Genomic DNA, 17,489 nt, shown 5'->3' on the forward strand with positions numbered 1-17,489 from the left:
AGCTGGCGGGTTTCGCTAAAGAAGCCATCGGCTGGGTGGCCAGCCGAAGACTTTAGAGATGTGTAGATACCTATGCCGCGATGAGGCCAGCACATCCAATATTGATGGTGGCTGACACTCCGTCATCGCGGGCAAGCCCGCTCCCACAGGGATATTGGGTGTTTGAGGGATTGCGTGCGGTCAGGCGACTATGCCGATCACCCCTTCCCCGTGCATCTGCTGCAACAACGCCAATCCGCTGTCGATAAACTCCGGCGATCCAACCATCTCCGCCTCCACCGCCAATCCTTCCAGCTGCGCTCGGCCATTGAGCTGAGGAAACGCTTCGATCCTCTGCAACAACCGCCACGCCAAAGGGCTCAGTTCGGAAAACCGTACACCCCAGTCCTCGCCCCGACGAACCAACAGCAACGTCGGCTGAGCCGGCGGCGAGTCCGGCCGGTAATCCGGCCCCACCAACTGCACCGGCCAGCCATACGCCAATGGCCAGGCCAGCGGCGAAACCTGCAACGGTCGATCCAGCAGCAACCCGGCATCGCTGGCCGGCAATGGCTCGGCGTCGGATTGTTGCAGCGCCATCTCGACCCACTCGTAATGCGCCAGCTCAACCATGAACGGCGGCCACGGTCCATCGCTCAGCGCCAGCGGCTCAGAGGCCAGAAACTCGACAAACTCCTGGGCGATCTCGCCGAATTTTGGCGTTTGAGCGCGATAGTCCCTCAGGAAGATCCGCACCAATGCACGCCAATGATCATCGCCGAGCATCTTCACCAGCACCGGAAAAGTCCCGCTGAGCAACGACGATAGATTCGAAAACACCAGGTCGCGATAAACCTGCACCCGTGCCACGTCCATCTCCGCGGGCGGCGCACAGTGGTCGGGGTCGCGCAGGTAGCGGGTCAATGTCTCTTGGTGCTGATACAGCGTCGGTTTATCCACGGTTCACCCCTCACCTTGCAAGTGGCGAATGGTCTGTAATTCGCTCACCAATTCAGAGAACACCGGAAAGTTGAAATCCCGTTCCAGCAGCGTCGGTTGCACACCGAACCGCGCATACGCCTCGGCCAGCAGCGACCAGACCACCGGTTTGACCGAGGCGCCATGGGTGTCGATCTTCAGCGTGTCGGACTCATCGAAATGCCCCGCCACATGCATGGCGACCACCCTCCCCGCGTCGATGCCGGCCAGAAATGCCTGCGGATCGAAGCCGTGATTGATCGAGTTGACGTAGACATTGTTGACGTCCAGCAGCAGGTCGCAATCGGCTTCGCGCAGCACTGCGTTGGTGAACGTCAGTTCGTCCATGTCCTGTTGTGGCGCGGCGTAGTAGGAGACGTTTTCCACCGCCAGGCGCCGACCGAGGATGTCCTGTGACTGGCGAATTCGGGCGGCGACGTGGTGCACCGCTTCTTCGGTAAACGGCAACGGCAGCAGATCGTAAAGATGCCCGTCATCGCTGCAGTAGCTCAGGTGTTCGCTGTACAACGGCACCTTGTGGTGATCGAGGAAAACCCGCACTTGCTGCAGAAACCCGACGTCCAGCGGTGCCGGCCCGCCCAACGACAAGGACAAGCCGTGACAGGACAACGGATAGCGCTCGGCCAAGGCGCGAAACGCCGCGCCATGAGCGCCGCCGATGCCAATCCAGTTTTCCGGGGCGACTTCCAGAAAGTCGAAAGCGCCCACCGGGGCCGCTTGAAGGTCCTTCATCAAACCGCGGCGCAAGCCTAGCCCGACGCTCGTCTTCGCTGATGTGAGGGGAGTCTGCATGGTGTCGATCTCATCCTGGGATCCGGTCTCCAGCGCCTGAAAGCTCAGTGCCGGCCGGCAGGCCCAGTCAAGCGCCGCAGTGTGTCGGGTGTGTGTTCACCAACGCCGCTCTTCTCAGGCCACTGTATCGGACAGGCAGTCAGATACAGTGGGATACACGAACTAGACTTATTGATTACCCCCGCAGGGGGCCAGGACGCCGTTATCGTCCTGTTCATTCCCACGATCACCGCCCAAAGGTGCATGCCTCGACAAACAATGCCTCTGGACCCTGATCCTGCTGAAGGAGCACACATGATGGACGAGGCCAGACTCAATGATTTCATGGGCAAACTGGTGAACGACATGGGTGGCGCGGCGATGCTCGCCAACGTCATCCTCGGCGAAGAGCTCGGCCTGTACCGGGCCATGGCCGACAGTCAGCCAGTCACCCCCGAAGCACTCGCCGAAAAGACTGGCTGCAATACCCGCCTGCTGCGCGAATGGCTCAGCGCCCACGCCGCTTCCGGTTACATGGAACACCGCGACGGCCAGTTCCGCCTGCCCGAAGAGCAAGCCCTGGCGCTGGCGATCGAAGATTCACCGGTCTATGTGGCCGGCGGTATCGGCGTGGTTGCATCGTTTTTCCATGACAAGGACAAACTGGTCAATGCCATGCGCGGTAACGGCGCCCTGCCTTGGGGCGATCACCATCCGTGCATGTTCAGCGGCACCGAACGATTCTTCCGCCCAGGGTACAAGGCGCATCTGGTCAGCGAATGGCTACCGGCCCTTGATGGAGTGGTCGCCAAACTGGAGGCCGGCGCCAAGGTAGCGGATATCGGCTGCGGCCACGGCGCCTCGACCGTGATCATGGCCCAGGCGTTTCCGAATTCACGGTTCGTCGGTTTCGATTACCACGCGCCTTCGGTCACCGTCGCCACCCAGCGCGCCGAAGAAGGTGGCGTGTCCGGTCGGGCGCGGTTCTTCCAGGGCACCGCCAAAAGCTATCCGGGCGACGACTATGACTTGGTCTGCTACTTCGACTGTTTGCACGATATGGGTGACCCGGTCGGCGCCGCAAAACATGCCTATGAATCGCTCAAACCCGAAGGCTCGGTGCTGCTGGTAGAGCCTTTCGCCAACGACACGCTCGATGCCAACACCACTCCGGTGGGACGACTGTTCTACGCCGCCTCGACCTTTATCTGCACACCCAACTCACTGTCCCAGGAAGTCGGCCTCGGGCTCGGCGCCCAAGCGGGTGAGGCACGGTTGCGCAAGGTCTTCACCGAAGCGGGGTTCACGCAGTTCCGGCGAGCCACGGAAACGCCATTCAACCTGATACTGGAGGCGCGTAAATAAGGACAGGCTGGTTTGCCCGGATGCAACTGACAAAACCGGACCCTGTGGGAGCGGGCTTGCTCGCGAAGGCGTAGTGCCAGGCGACATCGATGTTGACTGTGCTGGCCCCTTCGCGAGCAAGCCCGCTCCCACAGGTGATTGTGTTCAGTGCATGGAGAGGCGCTCGCCAAGGTTTTCAGCCTTGAGAATATCGAACAACGCCTGCGCCGCCGCCGACAGTTCATGCCCCGTCGTCAGCACCCCGATCGCCCGTTCCACCACCGGGTCGCGCAGGGTAATGCAACGGGCGCCCAGCTCGCGCATCTGCCCGGCGCACAAGGCCGGCACCGCACTGACGCCCAATCCGCTGGCCACCATCCGCCCGACCGTTGCCAACTGATGGCTTTCAAATTCCACCGGCAACTTCATGCCCCTCGCCTGCAAGTGCTCTTCGAGCATCACCCGCACCGTCGATGGTCGCTGCAAGGTAATGAACGGCTCCTTGAGCAACGTCTGCCAATCGATGTCGGCCAGCTCCGCCAGCGGTGAATCGAGAGGCACCACCGCCACAAACCGGTCGATGTACAACGGGGTAAATTCCAGTGACGAGCTCTGGGTCGGTTCAAACGCCACACCTAATTCCACCTGACGGTCGCGAACCATTTCCAGCACCTGCTCGTTGATCACGTCATTCACTGTGACATTGACCTTGGGATAACGCGCGCGAAAGGTCTTGAGGATCGGCGGCAGCAGATTGCCGGCAAACGACGGCATCGCCGCCAGGGTCACGCGACCGCGCTGGAGGGTGAAGCGTTGGCGCAGTTCATCCTCGGCGTTGTCCCAATCCGCGATCAACCGACGGGCCAGTGGCAGCAGCGATTCGCCTTCGGCGGTCAGTGCGACGTTACGGGTATTGCGCGTGAACAAGCGCCCGCCCAAGCCCTCCTCCAGCGCCTTGATGGTCAGGCTCAACGCCGACTGGGACAGGTGCAGCCGCTCGCACGCCACGGCAAAACTCAAACTCTGGGCCACGGCCAGGAATGCGCGAATCTGTTTAACGGTCATGACCAAGGTCTCCAACGGTAAGCACATCCAATGCAGGAGCTGCCGAAGGCTGCGATCTTTTGATCTTCAGCGCCTTCAAGGGCGCCGAAAATCAAAAGATCGCAGCCTGCGGCAGCTCCTACCTATTAGTGAGTTTTATCTATCAATCAACCTTAAAAATCAACTTAACAAATAAATCATCCGGCGAGACACTCCCTCCCCATCCGGCTAGCCAGCCGCCCACAAAGAATAAAAGAGGTGCATATGGCAGGGTTCGACAAGCGCGTGTATTCCTACGAGGAAGCGATGGCAGGTCTTGAAGACGGCATGACCGTGATCTCCGGCGGCTTCGGCCTGTGCGGGATTCCGGAAAACCTCATCGCCGAGATCCAGCACCGCGGCACGCGTGATCTCACCGTGGTCTCCAACAACTGCGGCGTCGACGGTTTCGGCCTCGGTGTGCTGCTGGTAGACCGGCAGATCCGCAAGGTAGTGGCCTCCTACGTCGGCGAAAACGCGCTGTTCGAGAAGCAACTGCTGAGCGGCGAAATCGAAGTCGTCCTGACCCCTCAAGGCACCCTCGCCGAGAAAATGCGCGCAGGCGGTGCCGGCATCCCGGCGTTCTTCACCGCCACTGGCGTCGGCACTCCGGTGGCCGACGGCAAGGAAGTCCGCGAATTCAAGGGCCGCCAGTACCTGATGGAAGAGTCCATCACCGGTGACTTCGCCATCGTCAAAGGCTGGAAAGCCGACCATTTCGGTAACGTGGTCTATCGCCACACCGCCCAGAACTTCAACCCGCTGGCCGCCACCGCCGGCAAGATCACTGTGGTCGAAGTCGAAGAAATCGTCGAACCCGGCGAGCTGGACCCGTCGCAGATCCACACCCCTGGCATCTACGTCGACCGGGTCATTTGCGGCACGTTCGAGAAGCGCATCGAACAGCGCACCGTGCGTAAGTGATCCCCTGCCCCCGGACCGAATGAAGGAATAACAACAATGGCACTTTCCCGCGAACAAATGGCTCAACGCGTCGCCCGCGAAATGCAGGACGGCTACTACGTGAACCTCGGCATCGGCATCCCGACCCTGGTCGCCAACTACATCCCTGAAGGCATGGAAGTCATGCTGCAATCGGAAAACGGCCTGCTCGGCATGGGCGCCTTTCCAACCGACGCCGAAGTCGACGCCGACATGATCAACGCCGGCAAGCAGACCGTGACCGCGCGCATCGGCGCGTCGATTTTCTCGTCCGCCGAATCGTTCGCGATGATCCGCGGCGGCCACATCGACCTGACCGTGCTGGGCGCGTTTGAAGTGGACGTCGAAGGCAACATCGCCTCCTGGATGATCCCCGGCAAACTGGTCAAGGGCATGGGCGGCGCGATGGACCTGGTGGCCGGCGCGGACAACATCATCGTCACCATGACCCACGCCTCCAAGGACGGCGAGTCGAAACTGCTGTCGCGTTGCAGCCTGCCGCTGACCGGCGCCGGTTGCATCAAGCGCGTGCTCACCGACCTGGCCTACCTGGAAATCAAGAACGGTGCGTTCATTCTCAAAGAGCGCGCGCCGGGCGTCAGCGTCGAAGAAATCGTGGCCAAGACCGCTGGTAAACTGATCGTGCCTGATCATGTCCCGGAAATGCAGTTCGCTGCCCAGTGAGGAATTTTTCCATGCAAGAAGTCGTGATTGTTGCCGCCACTCGCACTGCCATCGGCAGCTTCCAGGGTTCGCTGGCGAATGTGTCCGCGGTTGATCTCGGTGCTGCGGTGATCCGCCAGTTGCTGGCGCAAACCGGTCTGGACCCGGCGCAAGTCGATGAAGTGATCATGGGCCAGGTATTGACTGCCGGTGCCGGCCAGAACCCTGCGCGTCAGGCCGCGATCAAGGCCGGCCTGCCCTTCGCCGTGCCGGCCATGACCCTGAACAAAGTCTGCGGCTCGGGCCTGAAAGCGCTGCATCTGGCGGCTCAGGCGATTCGCTGCGGCGATGCCGAAGTGATCATCGCCGGCGGCCAGGAAAACATGAGCCTGTCCAATTACGTCATGCCGGGCGCCCGCACCGGTTTGCGCATGGGTCACGCACAGATCGTCGACACGATGATCAGCGACGGTTTGTGGGATGCGTTCAACGATTACCACATGGGCATCACCGCCGAGAATCTGGCCGAGAAATACAGCCTGACCCGTGAGCAGCAGGACGCCTTCGCTGCCGCCTCGCAGCAGAAAGCCGTGGCCGCCATCGAGGCCGGGCGGTTTGCCGATGAAATCACACCGATCCTGATCCCGCAGCGCAAGGGCGATCCGCTGTCCTTCGCCACCGATGAACAACCTCGGGCCGGCACCACCGCCGACTCCCTGGGCAAACTGAAAGCGGCCTTCAAGAAGGACGGCTCGGTGACTGCCGGCAACGCTTCTTCGCTGAACGACGGCGCCGCGGCGGTGATTCTGATGAGTGCGGAAAAAGCCAAGGCCCTCGGGCTGCCAGTGCTGGCGAAAATCGCCGCTTATGCCAACGCGGGCGTCGACCCGGCGATCATGGGCATCGGCCCGGTGTCGGCCACTCGCCGTTGCCTGGACAAGACGGGTTGGTCCATCGGTCAACTGGACCTGATCGAAGCCAACGAAGCCTTCGCCGCGCAATCTCTGGCCGTGGCCAAGGACCTGGAATGGGACCTGAACAAGGTCAACGTCAACGGCGGCGCCATTGCCTTGGGCCACCCGATCGGTGCGTCAGGTTGCCGGGTGCTGGTGACCTTGCTGCATGAAATGATCAAGCAGGACGCCAAAAAAGGCCTCGCCACCCTGTGCATCGGTGGTGGTCAGGGCGTGGCATTGGCGATCGAACGGGCATAAAGCGTTCAACAGACTGCACGGGGGCCCACGAAGAACCGCCGCAGCCTGGCAAAACACCCGGTGCGATTCACATCGCACCGGGTCCTCCGCATCACTGAAACTTGTGAAACCTTGTAGGGGGATAGGCGTTGTGTCAGGCGAATTTCACCAGATTCAACGCAGGCAACGGTCCGCCCGGAAACTGCACCAGCCGCGCCCCGACACTCAGTTCGCCCAGATCGATTCCAAAGAACCCCAACCGCTCGATCAACGCAGCCACCTGGGCCTTGGCCTCGGCATCGTCACCAGAGAGAAAAAGCACCCTCCGACCGCCCTCCGCTTTCGGATCGCTCTCAAGCAGATGCGCCTGCAGGTGATTGAACGCTTTCACCACCCGCGCACCGGGCACCCATTCAGCAAACACTTCGCTGGACGGACGTCCCTGCAAATCCACCGCTTTGAACGATGGCGCCTCAATCGAATTGTTCGCATCGATCACAATCCGTCCGCCGAAATCTGGCAGCCCGGCCAGTGCCGTCGGTAACTTCGACCAATTCACCGCCACCAAAACAATCGACTGTGCAGCCGCTTCTTCACGAGTGCCGGCCCGCGCTGTCGGCCCGAGTTCTTCTACCAGCGCGGCCAGGGTTTGCGGGCCGCGGCTGTTGGCGATAACGACTTCGATACCCTGACGGGACAGTGCTTTGGCGAAGGCTGTGCCGATGGCGCCGGCGCCGATGATTCCGATTGTGCTCATGGTGTTTACTCCGTGGTGGGTTGATGGAGTGAATACTGCACTTGCCATTACGACTTGATTAGACGGTAATAACTTGAATTATCTTCAAGCATTACTATCAGGTGTCTGAGATGGAAACCCTCGCCAACCTTGAATCTTTCGTGCGCAGCGCCGAAACCGGCAGCTTCTCCGCCGCCGCGCGGCTGCTCGCACTGACACCCGCCGCTGTCAGCCGCAACGTGGCGATGCTCGAACGCAACATCGGAGTGCGGCTATTCCAGCGTTCGACCCGCAAGTTGTCACTGACTGAAGCCGGGGAGCGTTTTCTGGCGAGTATCAGCGGCAATCTGCAAGGGCTGCAGGCGGCGATCAGTGCGGTGTCCAGTGATCGCGGGGAGCCGGCGGGCGCGCTCAAAGTCAGTCTGGCGCCGACTTTTGGCATCGGCCATGTATTGCCATTGTTGCCGGAATTTCTGGCGCGCTATCCGCTGATTCGCCCTGAGTGGCACTTCGAAAACCGCCAGGTGGACCTGATCGCCGAAGGCTATGACGCGGCCATCGGTGGTGGTTTCGAATTGACGCTTGGGGTCGTCTCGCGGACGTTGGCAGCGGCGCATGTGGTGGCAGTGGCCTCACCGGCCTACATGGCCGGACGCACATCGCCCGACAGCCCGGCGGACCTGGCGCGATACAACGGGATTGTGATGCGCGGCGTGCGCACTGGGCGGCTGCGTCATTGGGTCATGCAGGATGGCACGGGCAATGAAGCAAGCGCCGAGCTGAGTGAAAACATCGTGCTCAATGACCCGGCCGCCATGCGCGAAGCGGCCCTGCTCGGCCTCGGTGTGACGCTGCTGGTGTTGCCGGATGTCGCCGCTCATATTGAGCGTGGCGAACTGGTGCGCTTGCTACCGGACTGGCATGCCGACGCGGGGCCGATTTCGCTGTATTACCCGAGCCGCACGTTGATGCCGGCCAAGACCCGGGTGTTTATCGATTATCTGGTCGAGGCGTTTGGGCGGGGGTGAAAATCAAAAGATCGCAGCCTTCGGCAGCTCCTACATAGGAATGCATACCCTAATGCAGGAGCTGCCGAAGGCTGCGATCCTTTAACGATTCACACCATAAGTTGCAGGATCAACCAGCTATTGGTTCCACTCTTCGCTCCTCCACAATGCTAACGTGGCCGGCTCACACCGAATGGAGACGCGTGCGTGCTGATGCTCAAACTGCTGGTAATTCCGGGGTTTCTCTTGCTGATCTCCCTGGCCGGTAAACGCTGGGGCCCAAGCGTGGCCGGTTGGCTGTCGGGGTTGCCGGTGGTGGTGGGGCCAATTCTGTTTTTTCTCGCCATCGAGCAAGGCGTGATGTTCGCCGCTCAGGCCGCGACGGCAGCGTTATCGGCAATGTTCGCCATGATTGCCTTCTGCGTGACCTACGCCCAGGTTGCACAACGCTTGAGCTGGCCGTGGGCGCTGACGATTTCGCTGTTGGTCTGGGCCTTGGCGGCTATTGTGCTGTCGCTGATTCCGCCGTCTCTGGTGTTCTCGGTAATCGCGGCCGCCACCGCATTACTGGCCGCTCCGTACCTGTTTCCCTCGGTGCAACCTATCGTTTCAGGCCCGACGCCGAAGTCCGACAAACTGCTGCTGCGCATGATGGCCGGCGCCCTGCTCACATTGGCTGTGACGTTGCTGGCCAGCACCGTCGGCGAACGCTGGAGCGGGTTGCTCGCGGTATTCCCGGTGCTAGGCAGTGTGATGGCGGTGTTTTCCCAGCAGACTCGTGGGCCTGCTTTTACTGCGGTGTTGCTCAGGGCGACGGCGACGGGGATGTATTCGTTTGCGGCGTTTTGTCTGGTGTTGGCGCTTGCGCTGCCGCAGTTTGGGTGGCAGGGGTTTGTTTTGGGCGTGGGAGTATCGATGGGAATGTTGTTGATCACGAAACGCTTGCTTTTGCGATCTGGAAACAATGCACCAGGAACACGAAAGCTGCGCAAGATGAATGGATAGCCTTGGCTTTTCAGCGGTTAGACATCACGCCGGCAAAAACCGCAGGCATTACGGCATGATGCGTCCCGTCCTTTCCCCATGAAGAGGCCGTTTTTCTTGAACGATTGCGAGGGTGGCACAGAGTTCGGTGACTCAGGCATGATGCGAACTTCAGCCAACGGAGAGGCGTAATGAGCAGCAACGATAGCCCATCGGTTTCACTGGCCCTGCGTTCGTATACGGGTCAGGTCGAGCTGCATGATCACGACTTCCATCAAGTCGTGCTACCGCAGTCCGGCGCCATGGACATCGAGGTTGACGGCCAGGGCGGCAAAGTCGACTGGAGCCAGGGAGTGGTGATTCCCGCCGGTGCGCGTCATGCGTTTCTGGCGCAGAAGGCTAATACCTTTTTGGTGCTCGACGTGCCAGCGGCGCCTTTCGGCGAGCAGCAGAATATCGATCTGTCGAGCAGACTGCTGGTCGACAAACTCTTCTTCCCGGTGCGCCCGGAAATCCGCCATTTGCTCGATTACGCCGCCCGCAGCGCGCCGATGCTGATCAGCTCGCCTCAGGTGGCCGAATCCTGGAGCACGTTGCTGTTGTCCTCTCTGACGCTGCCCTCCAGAAACATCCCCGATCACAGCCAGTTCACGCTCGCCCGGGCCCTGGCCTGTATCGAAAGCAACCTGGACAGCGCGCTCACCGCCACGGACATCGCGCGGGTGGCCGGAACCAGCGAACGGCGCCTCTACGTGTTGTTCGATCAGCACTTGAAGACCACACCTTTCGCGCACATTGCGAGCTTGCGCCTGAACAGAGCCATCGAGCTGCTTTGCGAGACCGCGCTGTCGATCACCGAAATCGCTCATCGGGTCGGCTATGCCGATCAGAGTGCCCTCACCCATGCGCTGAAAAAGCACCGTGACCTCACCCCGGCCGCCGTCCGCAGAAGTTCACGCTTGGAGTGAATCCGGCAGGCCTGAACAAATCTTCAGCAGTTTCCGTCAATACCCTCCCCACCAGACCTTTCTATCATCGCCTCACTGACATGAAGAATCAGACGAGGCACAGATGAGCGAAGCGACGCAGACAACCAAAACACTTGGGTCCGCCAAGACCGCGACATCCGCCACTGCCGTCGGTGTGATCGCAGTGTTTCTATGGTCCTGCCTGGCGTTATTGACCACCCTTACTGAAGGCATTCCCCCCTTTCAGTTGCTGACCCTGAGCTTCGGCGTCGCGTTTGTGGCGAGTCTGTGCATTCTCGGGCGACGCGGTGTGGCAGGGTTTCGCAGCTGGAACCAGCCCTGGTCGGTCTGGGCGGTCGGTTTTCTCGGGATCTTCGCCTACCACGCGCTGTATTTTTTCGCCCTCAAAGCCGCTCCAGCCGCCGAGGCCAGCCTGATCGCCTACTTGTGGCCGCTGCTGATTGTGCTGCTCTCGGCCTTCACCGCCGGTGAACAGCTACGCAAACGCCAACTGCTCGGTGCGCTGCTGGGGCTGGCCGGGACCGCATTCATCATGCAGCAGCGTGCTTCGGCGGAAGTCGCCGACATGCCGGTGGCCGGCTACCTGGCCGCGTTCGCCTGCGCGTTGGTCTGGTCGTCCTACTCGGTCATCAACCGGCGCTTCAACGAAGTGCCAAGCAGCATCATCGGCGGCATCTGCGGCCTGGTCGCGGTGGCAGGTCTGGTCTGTCATCTGGCGTTTGAGACCTCGGTCACCCCCGACTCCGGCCAATGGGCGGCCATCGTCGGCCTCGGCCTGGGGCCAGTGGGGCTGGCGTTTTTTGCCTGGGATCACGCGACCAAGCACGGCAGCCTGTCGATGCTCGGCGCACTGTCGTACCTCGCGCCACTGATCTCGACCCTGCTGTTGGTGGCCATCGGGCAAAGCCATGCCAGCCCGTTCCTGATTATTCCCGCCCTGCTGATTATCGTCGGCGCCGTTATCGCAACCTCGCGAACAGGTCAGCCCAAAGCCTGACATCAATGTGGTAAAGGAGCTGTGGAGATGGACCTGATTGCCTCTGAAGGAACAGTAAGGATTGAACGCGACCTGCCACGTTTTAGCGTGGCCCCCAATCGACCTGCACTCCAGCACCTGGGGCTGCCTTCACTGAAATCGAGCCGCAGCGGCATTCGCCGTCGTGCCAACGGCGAAGCCCCGCGAGTGCTGCTATTCGTGCCACCCTACACACGGTTGATCGAACCGGTGCCGCTGGGCAGCGCGTTTGCCGATATCGGCATCGACACGTTCGAAGTCATGAAGCGCGCGGGTACGCCCATCGGCCTGTTGCGCATCGCCACGGTGGCCAGGCGTGCCGGTTACGACGTGCAAATTGTCGATGCGCCGTTCGCCGGCTGGTCTCAGGAACAGACACTGGTGGCAGTCGATCAGGGCCACTTGATCCGCTATGGCCTCACCGACGTGCAGATGCGCAAGATCATCGAAGACGCCCAGCCGGACATCGTCGGCATCCAGTGCAACTACACCGTGCAGTGGGGCAACGCACGGGCGCTGGCCGATCTGGTGAAATCCATCGACCCCGACTTGCTGCTGGTCACCGGTGGCGCGCATTCGAGCGGCGACTGGCAGAACGTCTTGCTCGACTCGCCCTTCGATTTCACGCTGATCAACGAAGCCGATCGTGCCTTCACCCTGTTGCTCGACGCCCTCACCCATGACGCCGGCAATGTTGACGCGGTACCGGGTATTGCCTACCGCAACTACAGCGGCCAGTTGGTTCGCCCGACACGCAAATCCAGCTACTTGAGCATTGTCCCGGCCCGGCAGGATCTGGAAGAGCGTCTGGGCGTGATGCCGCTGCCGGACTTCAGTTTCCTCGATATGAACAACTATCTGCAGCCTTATCACTCCTCCGGGGCCAGGGTGCGCAAGAACGGGGCCTGGGCACAGATCTTTTCCACCATCGGCTGCAACGTCAATTGCAACTTTTGCTACATCCCCAAGATCAACGGCCCCTGGCGGGCACTTGGGCTGGACTGGTTTGACCTGCACCTGGCCGACCTGGTCAAACAGGGCGTGACTGAAGTGCTGATCGAAGACGATCACCTGATGCACGACCCGCTGTACGCCATGGAAGTCGGCAAATTATTGAAGAAACACAACCTGCCCTGGGTCGAGGAAGGTGGTCTGAGCTTGTTCAATCTGGTGCTGTTGCACAAGGGCGAGCAATTTCTGGCCGAACTCGACGAACAGGAACTCAAAAGCCCCCATTACCGCAATGTCATCGCGGCCATTCGCGGCGGGCTAACGGCAAAGGCATTCATCCGGTCAATCGCCGAGAACGGCTGCTACAACATTTATCTGGCAGTGGAGAGTGCCAACGAAGAAAGCCTGGTGAACTCCAACAAGTCACGCTTCAACGCCATCCAGCAGGCAACCTTCGAAATCATTCAGATGTTTACCGAATGCGGGATTCAGGTCACCGGTGGGTTCATGCTCGGTTTCGTCAACCCGCCTGCTTCGGCCGGTGAGCAACCGTTCATTGAAAGCCTGGGGCAGATCAGCAATACCATCGACTACGCCGTCAACCTGATGGGCGCAGGTATGGCTTATGCCAATCCCTTTATCGTCACGCCGATTCCGGGCACTGAAATGTGGGAATACCAGCAGCAATACGTAGTCCGCCACTACGACAACGGCTGGTCTCATGAAAAAGCCACCATGGCCACGGAGAAGTGGAGCGCCGAAGACATCGAAAAAGCCCGCATGGAACTGCTGGTGCGCGCCAACGGTGCCGATCGGGTCAGGGAGATGGTGCGGCGTGGGACGTGGCCGGTGGATGCTTGAGAGAGCGCTTGCCCCCTCGCCACAACCAACTCATTCGCCAGTACTGCGTAACCAGTCAGCACATTCGCGCTGGAGTGCTTCCTGACCTCCATGGGATGATCGCCGTCAAAGCGCGGATCATCCCCTGGAGAGTTTGAATGTCATTGTTGAGTAAAAAAGCCGTTGTTCTGCTGCTGATGGCGGCTACCAGCCTGGGCGCCATGAATGTGCAGGCGGCCAAGGCCACTGCCAGCGACAAAGCGCCGGCCCAGAAGGTCTCGATGCTCGGCGGCAAGTTCACCTTCACCCTGCCCAAGGGTTTCATCGCCAACCCGCTGCCAGCCGGCGATGCGGCCACCGGCACTGCTGGGGCGACGGGTACGATGTACACCAACCAGACCACCAAAACAGTGGTGATCGCCGCTGAAAACACCATCCCCGGCGGCGTCAACGTCAAGGACAACGACGGTGAATTCCTCGACACCACCGTGTCCGCGTTCGCCACCGAGCAACGCAACGCCTTGCCGGATTTCAACAAAACCAGCGAAAAAAGCCTGACCCAGAAAGGCACGGGCCTGGGCCTTCGGCAGATCGACAGCACCGCCACCCAGGGCGGTGGCATGACGCTGGACAGCACGTTGATGGCTGCTTCCGGCACGCGCATGGCCATCGTTCAGATCATTTCCCGCCCCAACGACAAAACCGGCCACGAAACGCTGGTGAAACAAATCGTCAGCGGCAAATAAACCCGACCGATTCAGGGATTGAGGCGCTGCAACCAGGCGCTCAAATCCTGCATCTCGGTGGCGCTGATGCTGTGACCGACACCCGGATAAGCATGAAACTGGGGCTTGAGTGACAGGTGCTGCAACAGACTATCGGCCTCAGTACCGTCGTTGTAGGGCAGGAGTCTGTCGGCGGTGCCATGACCAATGAAAATCGCCAGCTGCTGGCGTTTTTCATCCGGTTTGAGCTCGGCCTTGAGCACCGGCAGGATTCGCCCACTCAACGCCGCGATTCCGCCGACCGCCTCGGGGTGACGCAACGCGACCTCGTAGGACATCATCGCGCCCTGGCTGAAACCCACCAGGAATACCTTGTCCGCTTCGGTGTGATATTTCTTCGCCGCTTGTGCGACAAAATCCCTCAACACCTGGCCGCTGGCCTTCAGGTCGTCCGTCTCACCGTCATAGGCGCCCTCGCCCTTCTGGCGAAACCACTGGTAACTGCCCTCTTCCATCGTCATTGGCGCCCGCACCGACAGGTAGTTGTACTGCGGCGGCAATTGATCCTTGATGTCGAACAGGTCCTGCTCGTTACTGCCGTAACCGTGCAGGAAAATCACCAGAGGCTGGTTGCGGGATTCAACGTGGGCCTGCTCCAGATACTTGAGCGGCAGATCGGTGTGCAGCGGGGTTTGAGCGTGGACGGCGGTGGACGCCAGGAGTGTGAGCAGAGCGAGTAACTTCAACATAAGCCTTCCTTCACAGCGCGCAGGATTCGGGGCAAAGCCTAACACTGTGAAGCATGCTGGGGCATTTCAGGTGTTGCTGAAGCCGCCATCGCGAGCAGGCTCGCTCCTAAGAGCATAAAAAAGTGGCCACCGCATCAACAGTGGCCACTTTTTTCTACGGCGTATTAATGGCCGTAAACGTCAAAGTTGAAGTACTTGTCCTGCACTTGCTTGTACTTGCCGTTGGCGCGGATTTCGGTGATGGCGGTGTTGAATTTGTCCGCCAGCTCTTTATCACCCTTGCGCACGGCGATGCCGGCACCGCCGCCGAAGTACTTGGCGTCTTCATAGGTCGGGCCTACGAAGGCGAAGCCTTTACCGGCGTCGGTTTTCAGGAAACCGTCGTCCAGGTTGACCGAGTCGGCCAGCATCGCGTCGAGGCGACCGGCGACCATGTCCAGGTTGGCTTCCTGCTGGGAACCGTAACGCACCAGGTTGATGCCGGCCGGTACCAGCACTTCCGTGGCGAAACGGTCGTGGGTGCTGGCGCGCAACACACCGACTTTCTTGCCTTTGAGCTCGGTCAGCGGATCCTTGACGTCGGTGCCTTCCTTCATCACGAAGCGCGCCGGGGTGTGGTAGTACTTGATGGTGAAATCGACGTTCTTCTTGCGGTCGTCAGTGATGGTCATGGACGACAGGATCGCGTCGATTTTCTTGACCTTCAGGGCCGGGATCAAACCATCGAACTCTTGTTCGACCCAGGTGCACTTCACTTTCATCTGCTCACACAACGCATCGCCGATGTCCACATCGAAACCGGTGAGTTTGCCGTCCGGGTTTTTCATCGAGAATGGCGGGTAGCCGGCTTCGATACCGAGGCGAATCGGCTTGGCGTCATCGGCCATGGCGGTCAGGGACAACATCGACAGTGCCAGGGCACCGAACATCACTCGCTTCTTCATTTATAACTCCTGTGTGCGGAGACTTTTATTGGCAGCTTTCGATTGGCAACTTTCGGTTAGTGAAGACCGAAGTGGCCGGCAGTCTAGAGCGGCTTCAGGAGGGCAAATTGTGTTTAAGCGACAAATACTTATAGAAAAACAGCCGAGGGATTCAAGGTACTTGAAGCGTGCGCCACGGTGGTGCAAAGGCTGTAGGACAATCCTTTGCTTCAGACAAAACCTACGCGGTTTCGGGTGTGCTCCGACCGAACAGTCGCACTGGCGATGAAGCTTTTTTTGCCGCACATTGACCCCGCCAACCCATCCCCGGAAGAGAAGCGTGATGACCACGTTGAACCTGATCCAGCATCATCCCGCCGAAGGTCCTGGCGCCATTGCCGAATGGGCCCGGGCCCGTGGCATTACGCTGAACGTGTTTCGCGCCGACCTCAGCCAGTTGCCGCCGGTGAGCGCGGCACCCGCGATCCTGTTGGGCGGGCCTTATGAATCCAACGCCGGGCCGACGTGGCTGGAAGCGGAGCGTCAGTGGCTGGCGGGGAGTCTGGCTCAGGACGCGGCGGTGTTTGCGATTTGTCTGGGCGCGCAATTGCTGGCGTTGAGCCTGGGTGGGAATGTGCGGCGCATGGCTCGCACCGAAACTGGCTGGACGACCGTGACCTTTGCGGATGGCCAGACGCTGAAGGTGCTGGAATGGCACGAAGACGCGATCGATCTGCCAGCGGATGCGCAATTGCTGGCCAGCAGTGACGTGTGTGAGCAGCAGATGTACCGCGTCGGGGCGACTCGGGTGGGGTTGCAGTTCCACCCGGAGTGGAATGCTGAATCGGTGGCGACCCTCAATGAGCATTTTGCCGAGGAATCGCCGCTGCCTCGGGAGTCACAGGACAGCGCCGCCTATGCAGCCGTCAATGACTGGTTGCAGGGGACGCTCGACCAATGGTGGGCGGCGCGGACAGCGGTTTGAATCAAGATCAAAAGATCGCAACCTTCGCCAGCTCCTACAGAAGACGTACTGCCGTGATTTCACCGGTGTCCTCGATCAATGTAGGAGCTGGCGAAGCCTGCGATCTTTTCGGCTACATCAACATTCGCAGCCGATCACGGTACTGACCGGCCGTTGCACCACAACACTCAATTCAAACCCCTCATCCAGCCACCCCGTCACCCCGCCGATCATCTCCTTGACTGGGTAACCCAGCGCCGCCAGTTTCACCGCGGCCTTGTTGGCGCCGTTGCAGTGGGGCCCTGCGCAATAAACCACAAACAGCGTGGACTTCGAATAAGCCGCCAGCCCGTCAGCCGTGATCAGTCGCCCCGGAATGTTGATCGCGCCCGGCACATGTCCGCGTTCGAACGCCAACGGTCCGCGCACGTCGACCAGGACAAAATCCACCTCGCCGGCCTGTTGGCTGCCGTAGACGTCGGAACAATCGGTCTCGAAGGTCAGACGGTTGCTGAAATGCATCAGGGCAATGGCAGATGGGGCGGCGGGAATTTCGCGTACCAGGCTGGGCATGGGCTGTACTCCAAAGTCTCGGTGGGTGTGGGAAGACTTTATCTGCCCTACGCTTGTCG

General features: G+C 60.4%; 18 protein-coding genes. 11 read left to right on the forward strand and 7 right to left on the reverse strand.

All coding sequences use genetic code 11. The annotated features are described in order from the left end of the window. Positions 1-180 precede the first annotated feature (180 nt). Together AC1RQB_RS22670 and AC1RQB_RS22675 are read right to left on the reverse strand one after the other, a co-directional pair. Complete coding sequence (locus AC1RQB_RS22670; protein WP_063340275.1) at positions 181-939, reverse strand: HvfC family RiPP maturation protein; 759 nt, start codon at positions 937-939, stop codon at positions 181-183. 3 nt (positions 940-942) lie between these two features. Continuing rightward, the gene (locus AC1RQB_RS22675; protein WP_008073218.1) at positions 943-1,770 is read right to left on the reverse strand and encodes an HvfB family MNIO-type RiPP peptide maturase; all 828 of its coding nucleotides are present in this window, start codon (positions 1,768-1,770) and stop codon (positions 943-945) included. Positions 1,771-2,067: 297 nt separating this feature from the next. On the opposite strand from AC1RQB_RS22675, the gene AC1RQB_RS22680 reads away from it, so the two are divergent. Beyond that, a complete protein-coding gene (locus tag AC1RQB_RS22680; protein WP_063340442.1) occupies positions 2,068-3,114 on the forward strand; it encodes a class I SAM-dependent methyltransferase in 1,047 nt (348 codons plus the stop codon). Between the two features lie 144 nt (positions 3,115-3,258). Here the strand turns inward: AC1RQB_RS22680 and AC1RQB_RS22685 are convergent, their stop codons facing one another. Then, a complete protein-coding gene (locus AC1RQB_RS22685) occupies positions 3,259-4,158 on the reverse strand; it encodes a LysR family transcriptional regulator (RefSeq protein ID WP_008013755.1) in 900 nt (299 codons plus the stop codon). 243 nt (positions 4,159-4,401) lie between these two features. Between AC1RQB_RS22685 and AC1RQB_RS22690 the strand changes: the two genes are divergently transcribed. Genes AC1RQB_RS22690 through AC1RQB_RS22700 form a run of 3 tightly spaced genes read left to right on the forward strand, consistent with a single transcriptional unit; the run spans position 4,402 to position 6,995 of the window. Then, positions 4,402-5,100 carry a CoA transferase subunit A gene (locus AC1RQB_RS22690; protein ID WP_007896014.1) on the forward strand — a complete coding sequence of 233 codons (699 nt, stop codon included), beginning with the start codon at positions 4,402-4,404 and terminating at the stop codon, positions 5,098-5,100. Between the two features lie 36 nt (positions 5,101-5,136). Next, a complete protein-coding gene (locus AC1RQB_RS22695) occupies positions 5,137-5,802 on the forward strand; it encodes a CoA transferase subunit B (RefSeq protein WP_063340276.1) in 666 nt (221 codons plus the stop codon). An 11-nt stretch (positions 5,803-5,813) separates the two neighbouring features. Further along, complete coding sequence (locus AC1RQB_RS22700; protein WP_063340277.1) at positions 5,814-6,995, forward strand: acetyl-CoA C-acetyltransferase; 1,182 nt, start codon at positions 5,814-5,816, stop codon at positions 6,993-6,995. 133 nt (positions 6,996-7,128) lie between these two features. On the opposite strand, the gene AC1RQB_RS22705 is transcribed toward AC1RQB_RS22700, so the two are convergent. Then, complete coding sequence (locus AC1RQB_RS22705; RefSeq protein ID WP_063340278.1) at positions 7,129-7,731, reverse strand: NADPH-dependent F420 reductase; 603 nt, start codon at positions 7,729-7,731, stop codon at positions 7,129-7,131. Between the two features lie 110 nt (positions 7,732-7,841). Here AC1RQB_RS22705 and AC1RQB_RS22710 point away from each other — a divergent pair, with 110 nt between their 5' ends. From AC1RQB_RS22710 to AC1RQB_RS22735, 6 genes are all read left to right on the forward strand, one after another. Continuing rightward, the gene (locus AC1RQB_RS22710) at positions 7,842-8,738 is read left to right on the forward strand and encodes a LysR family transcriptional regulator (protein WP_063340279.1); all 897 of its coding nucleotides are present in this window, start codon (positions 7,842-7,844) and stop codon (positions 8,736-8,738) included. 186 nt (positions 8,739-8,924) lie between these two features. Then, positions 8,925-9,722, forward strand: coding sequence for a hypothetical protein (locus tag AC1RQB_RS22715; protein WP_063340280.1), 798 nt, complete (start codon positions 8,925-8,927; stop codon positions 9,720-9,722). A 170-nt stretch (positions 9,723-9,892) separates the two neighbouring features. Continuing rightward, positions 9,893-10,669 carry a helix-turn-helix domain-containing protein gene (locus tag AC1RQB_RS22720; protein WP_063340281.1) on the forward strand — a complete coding sequence of 259 codons (777 nt, stop codon included), beginning with the start codon at positions 9,893-9,895 and terminating at the stop codon, positions 10,667-10,669. Between the two features lie 103 nt (positions 10,670-10,772). Then, entirely contained in the window at positions 10,773-11,687 is a 915-nt protein-coding gene (gene yddG, locus AC1RQB_RS22725; protein WP_063340282.1) for an aromatic amino acid exporter YddG, read from the forward strand. 27 nt (positions 11,688-11,714) lie between these two features. Further along, positions 11,715-13,517, forward strand: coding sequence for a B12-binding domain-containing radical SAM protein (locus AC1RQB_RS22730; RefSeq protein WP_063340283.1), 1,803 nt, complete (start codon positions 11,715-11,717; stop codon positions 13,515-13,517). 137 nt (positions 13,518-13,654) lie between these two features. Further along, the gene (locus AC1RQB_RS22735) at positions 13,655-14,242 is read left to right on the forward strand and encodes a DcrB/PsbP domain-containing protein (protein ID WP_063340284.1); all 588 of its coding nucleotides are present in this window, start codon (positions 13,655-13,657) and stop codon (positions 14,240-14,242) included. A gap of 11 nt (positions 14,243-14,253) precedes the next feature. Here AC1RQB_RS22735 and AC1RQB_RS22740 read toward each other — a convergent pair whose 3' ends face one another. After that, the gene (locus AC1RQB_RS22740; protein ID WP_063340285.1) at positions 14,254-14,970 is read right to left on the reverse strand and encodes an alpha/beta hydrolase; all 717 of its coding nucleotides are present in this window, start codon (positions 14,968-14,970) and stop codon (positions 14,254-14,256) included. A gap of 164 nt (positions 14,971-15,134) precedes the next feature. After that, complete coding sequence (locus tag AC1RQB_RS22745; RefSeq protein ID WP_063340286.1) at positions 15,135-15,914, reverse strand: ABC transporter substrate-binding protein; 780 nt, start codon at positions 15,912-15,914, stop codon at positions 15,135-15,137. A 322-nt stretch (positions 15,915-16,236) separates the two neighbouring features. On the opposite strand from AC1RQB_RS22745, the gene AC1RQB_RS22750 reads away from it, so the two are divergent. Beyond that, on the forward strand, positions 16,237-16,878 hold the full coding sequence (locus AC1RQB_RS22750) for a type 1 glutamine amidotransferase (RefSeq protein ID WP_063340287.1): 642 nt from the start codon (positions 16,237-16,239) through the stop codon (positions 16,876-16,878). 117 nt (positions 16,879-16,995) lie between these two features. On the opposite strand, the gene AC1RQB_RS22755 is transcribed toward AC1RQB_RS22750, so the two are convergent. Continuing rightward, positions 16,996-17,430 (reverse strand): rhodanese-like domain-containing protein, encoded by a 435-nt coding sequence (locus AC1RQB_RS22755; RefSeq protein WP_063340288.1) that lies wholly within the window; start codon positions 17,428-17,430, stop codon positions 16,996-16,998. Positions 17,431-17,489: the final 59 nt, after the last annotated feature.

The organism is Pseudomonas sp. GW822-FHT02E03, assembly GCF_058802325.1.

Excerpts from the sequence above, each read along its gene's own strand:
- AC1RQB_RS22675 (WP_008073218.1), bottom strand. The coding sequence starts at position 1,770 with ATGCAGACTCCCCTCACATCAGCGAAGACGAGCGTCGGGCTAGGCTTG.
- AC1RQB_RS22680 (WP_063340442.1), top strand. The coding sequence starts at position 2,068 with ATGGACGAGGCCAGACTCAATGATTTCATGGGCAAACTGGTGAACGAC.
- AC1RQB_RS22685 (WP_008013755.1), bottom strand. The coding sequence starts at position 4,158 with ATGACCGTTAAACAGATTCGCGCATTCCTGGCCGTGGCCCAGAGTTTG.
- AC1RQB_RS22690 (WP_007896014.1), top strand. The coding sequence starts at position 4,402 with ATGGCAGGGTTCGACAAGCGCGTGTATTCCTACGAGGAAGCGATGGCA.
- AC1RQB_RS22695 (WP_063340276.1), top strand. The coding sequence starts at position 5,137 with ATGGCACTTTCCCGCGAACAAATGGCTCAACGCGTCGCCCGCGAAATG.
- AC1RQB_RS22700 (WP_063340277.1), top strand. The coding sequence starts at position 5,814 with ATGCAAGAAGTCGTGATTGTTGCCGCCACTCGCACTGCCATCGGCAGC.
- AC1RQB_RS22705 (WP_063340278.1), bottom strand. The coding sequence starts at position 7,731 with ATGAGCACAATCGGAATCATCGGCGCCGGCGCCATCGGCACAGCCTTC.
- AC1RQB_RS22710 (WP_063340279.1), top strand. The coding sequence starts at position 7,842 with ATGGAAACCCTCGCCAACCTTGAATCTTTCGTGCGCAGCGCCGAAACC.
- AC1RQB_RS22720 (WP_063340281.1), top strand. The coding sequence starts at position 9,893 with ATGAGCAGCAACGATAGCCCATCGGTTTCACTGGCCCTGCGTTCGTAT.
- yddG (WP_063340282.1), top strand. The coding sequence starts at position 10,773 with ATGAGCGAAGCGACGCAGACAACCAAAACACTTGGGTCCGCCAAGACC.
- AC1RQB_RS22730 (WP_063340283.1), top strand. The coding sequence starts at position 11,715 with ATGGACCTGATTGCCTCTGAAGGAACAGTAAGGATTGAACGCGACCTG.
- AC1RQB_RS22735 (WP_063340284.1), top strand. The coding sequence starts at position 13,655 with ATGTCATTGTTGAGTAAAAAAGCCGTTGTTCTGCTGCTGATGGCGGCT.
- AC1RQB_RS22740 (WP_063340285.1), bottom strand. The coding sequence starts at position 14,970 with ATGTTGAAGTTACTCGCTCTGCTCACACTCCTGGCGTCCACCGCCGTC.
- AC1RQB_RS22745 (WP_063340286.1), bottom strand. The coding sequence starts at position 15,914 with ATGAAGAAGCGAGTGATGTTCGGTGCCCTGGCACTGTCGATGTTGTCC.
- AC1RQB_RS22750 (WP_063340287.1), top strand. The coding sequence starts at position 16,237 with ATGACCACGTTGAACCTGATCCAGCATCATCCCGCCGAAGGTCCTGGC.
- AC1RQB_RS22755 (WP_063340288.1), bottom strand. The coding sequence starts at position 17,430 with ATGCCCAGCCTGGTACGCGAAATTCCCGCCGCCCCATCTGCCATTGCC.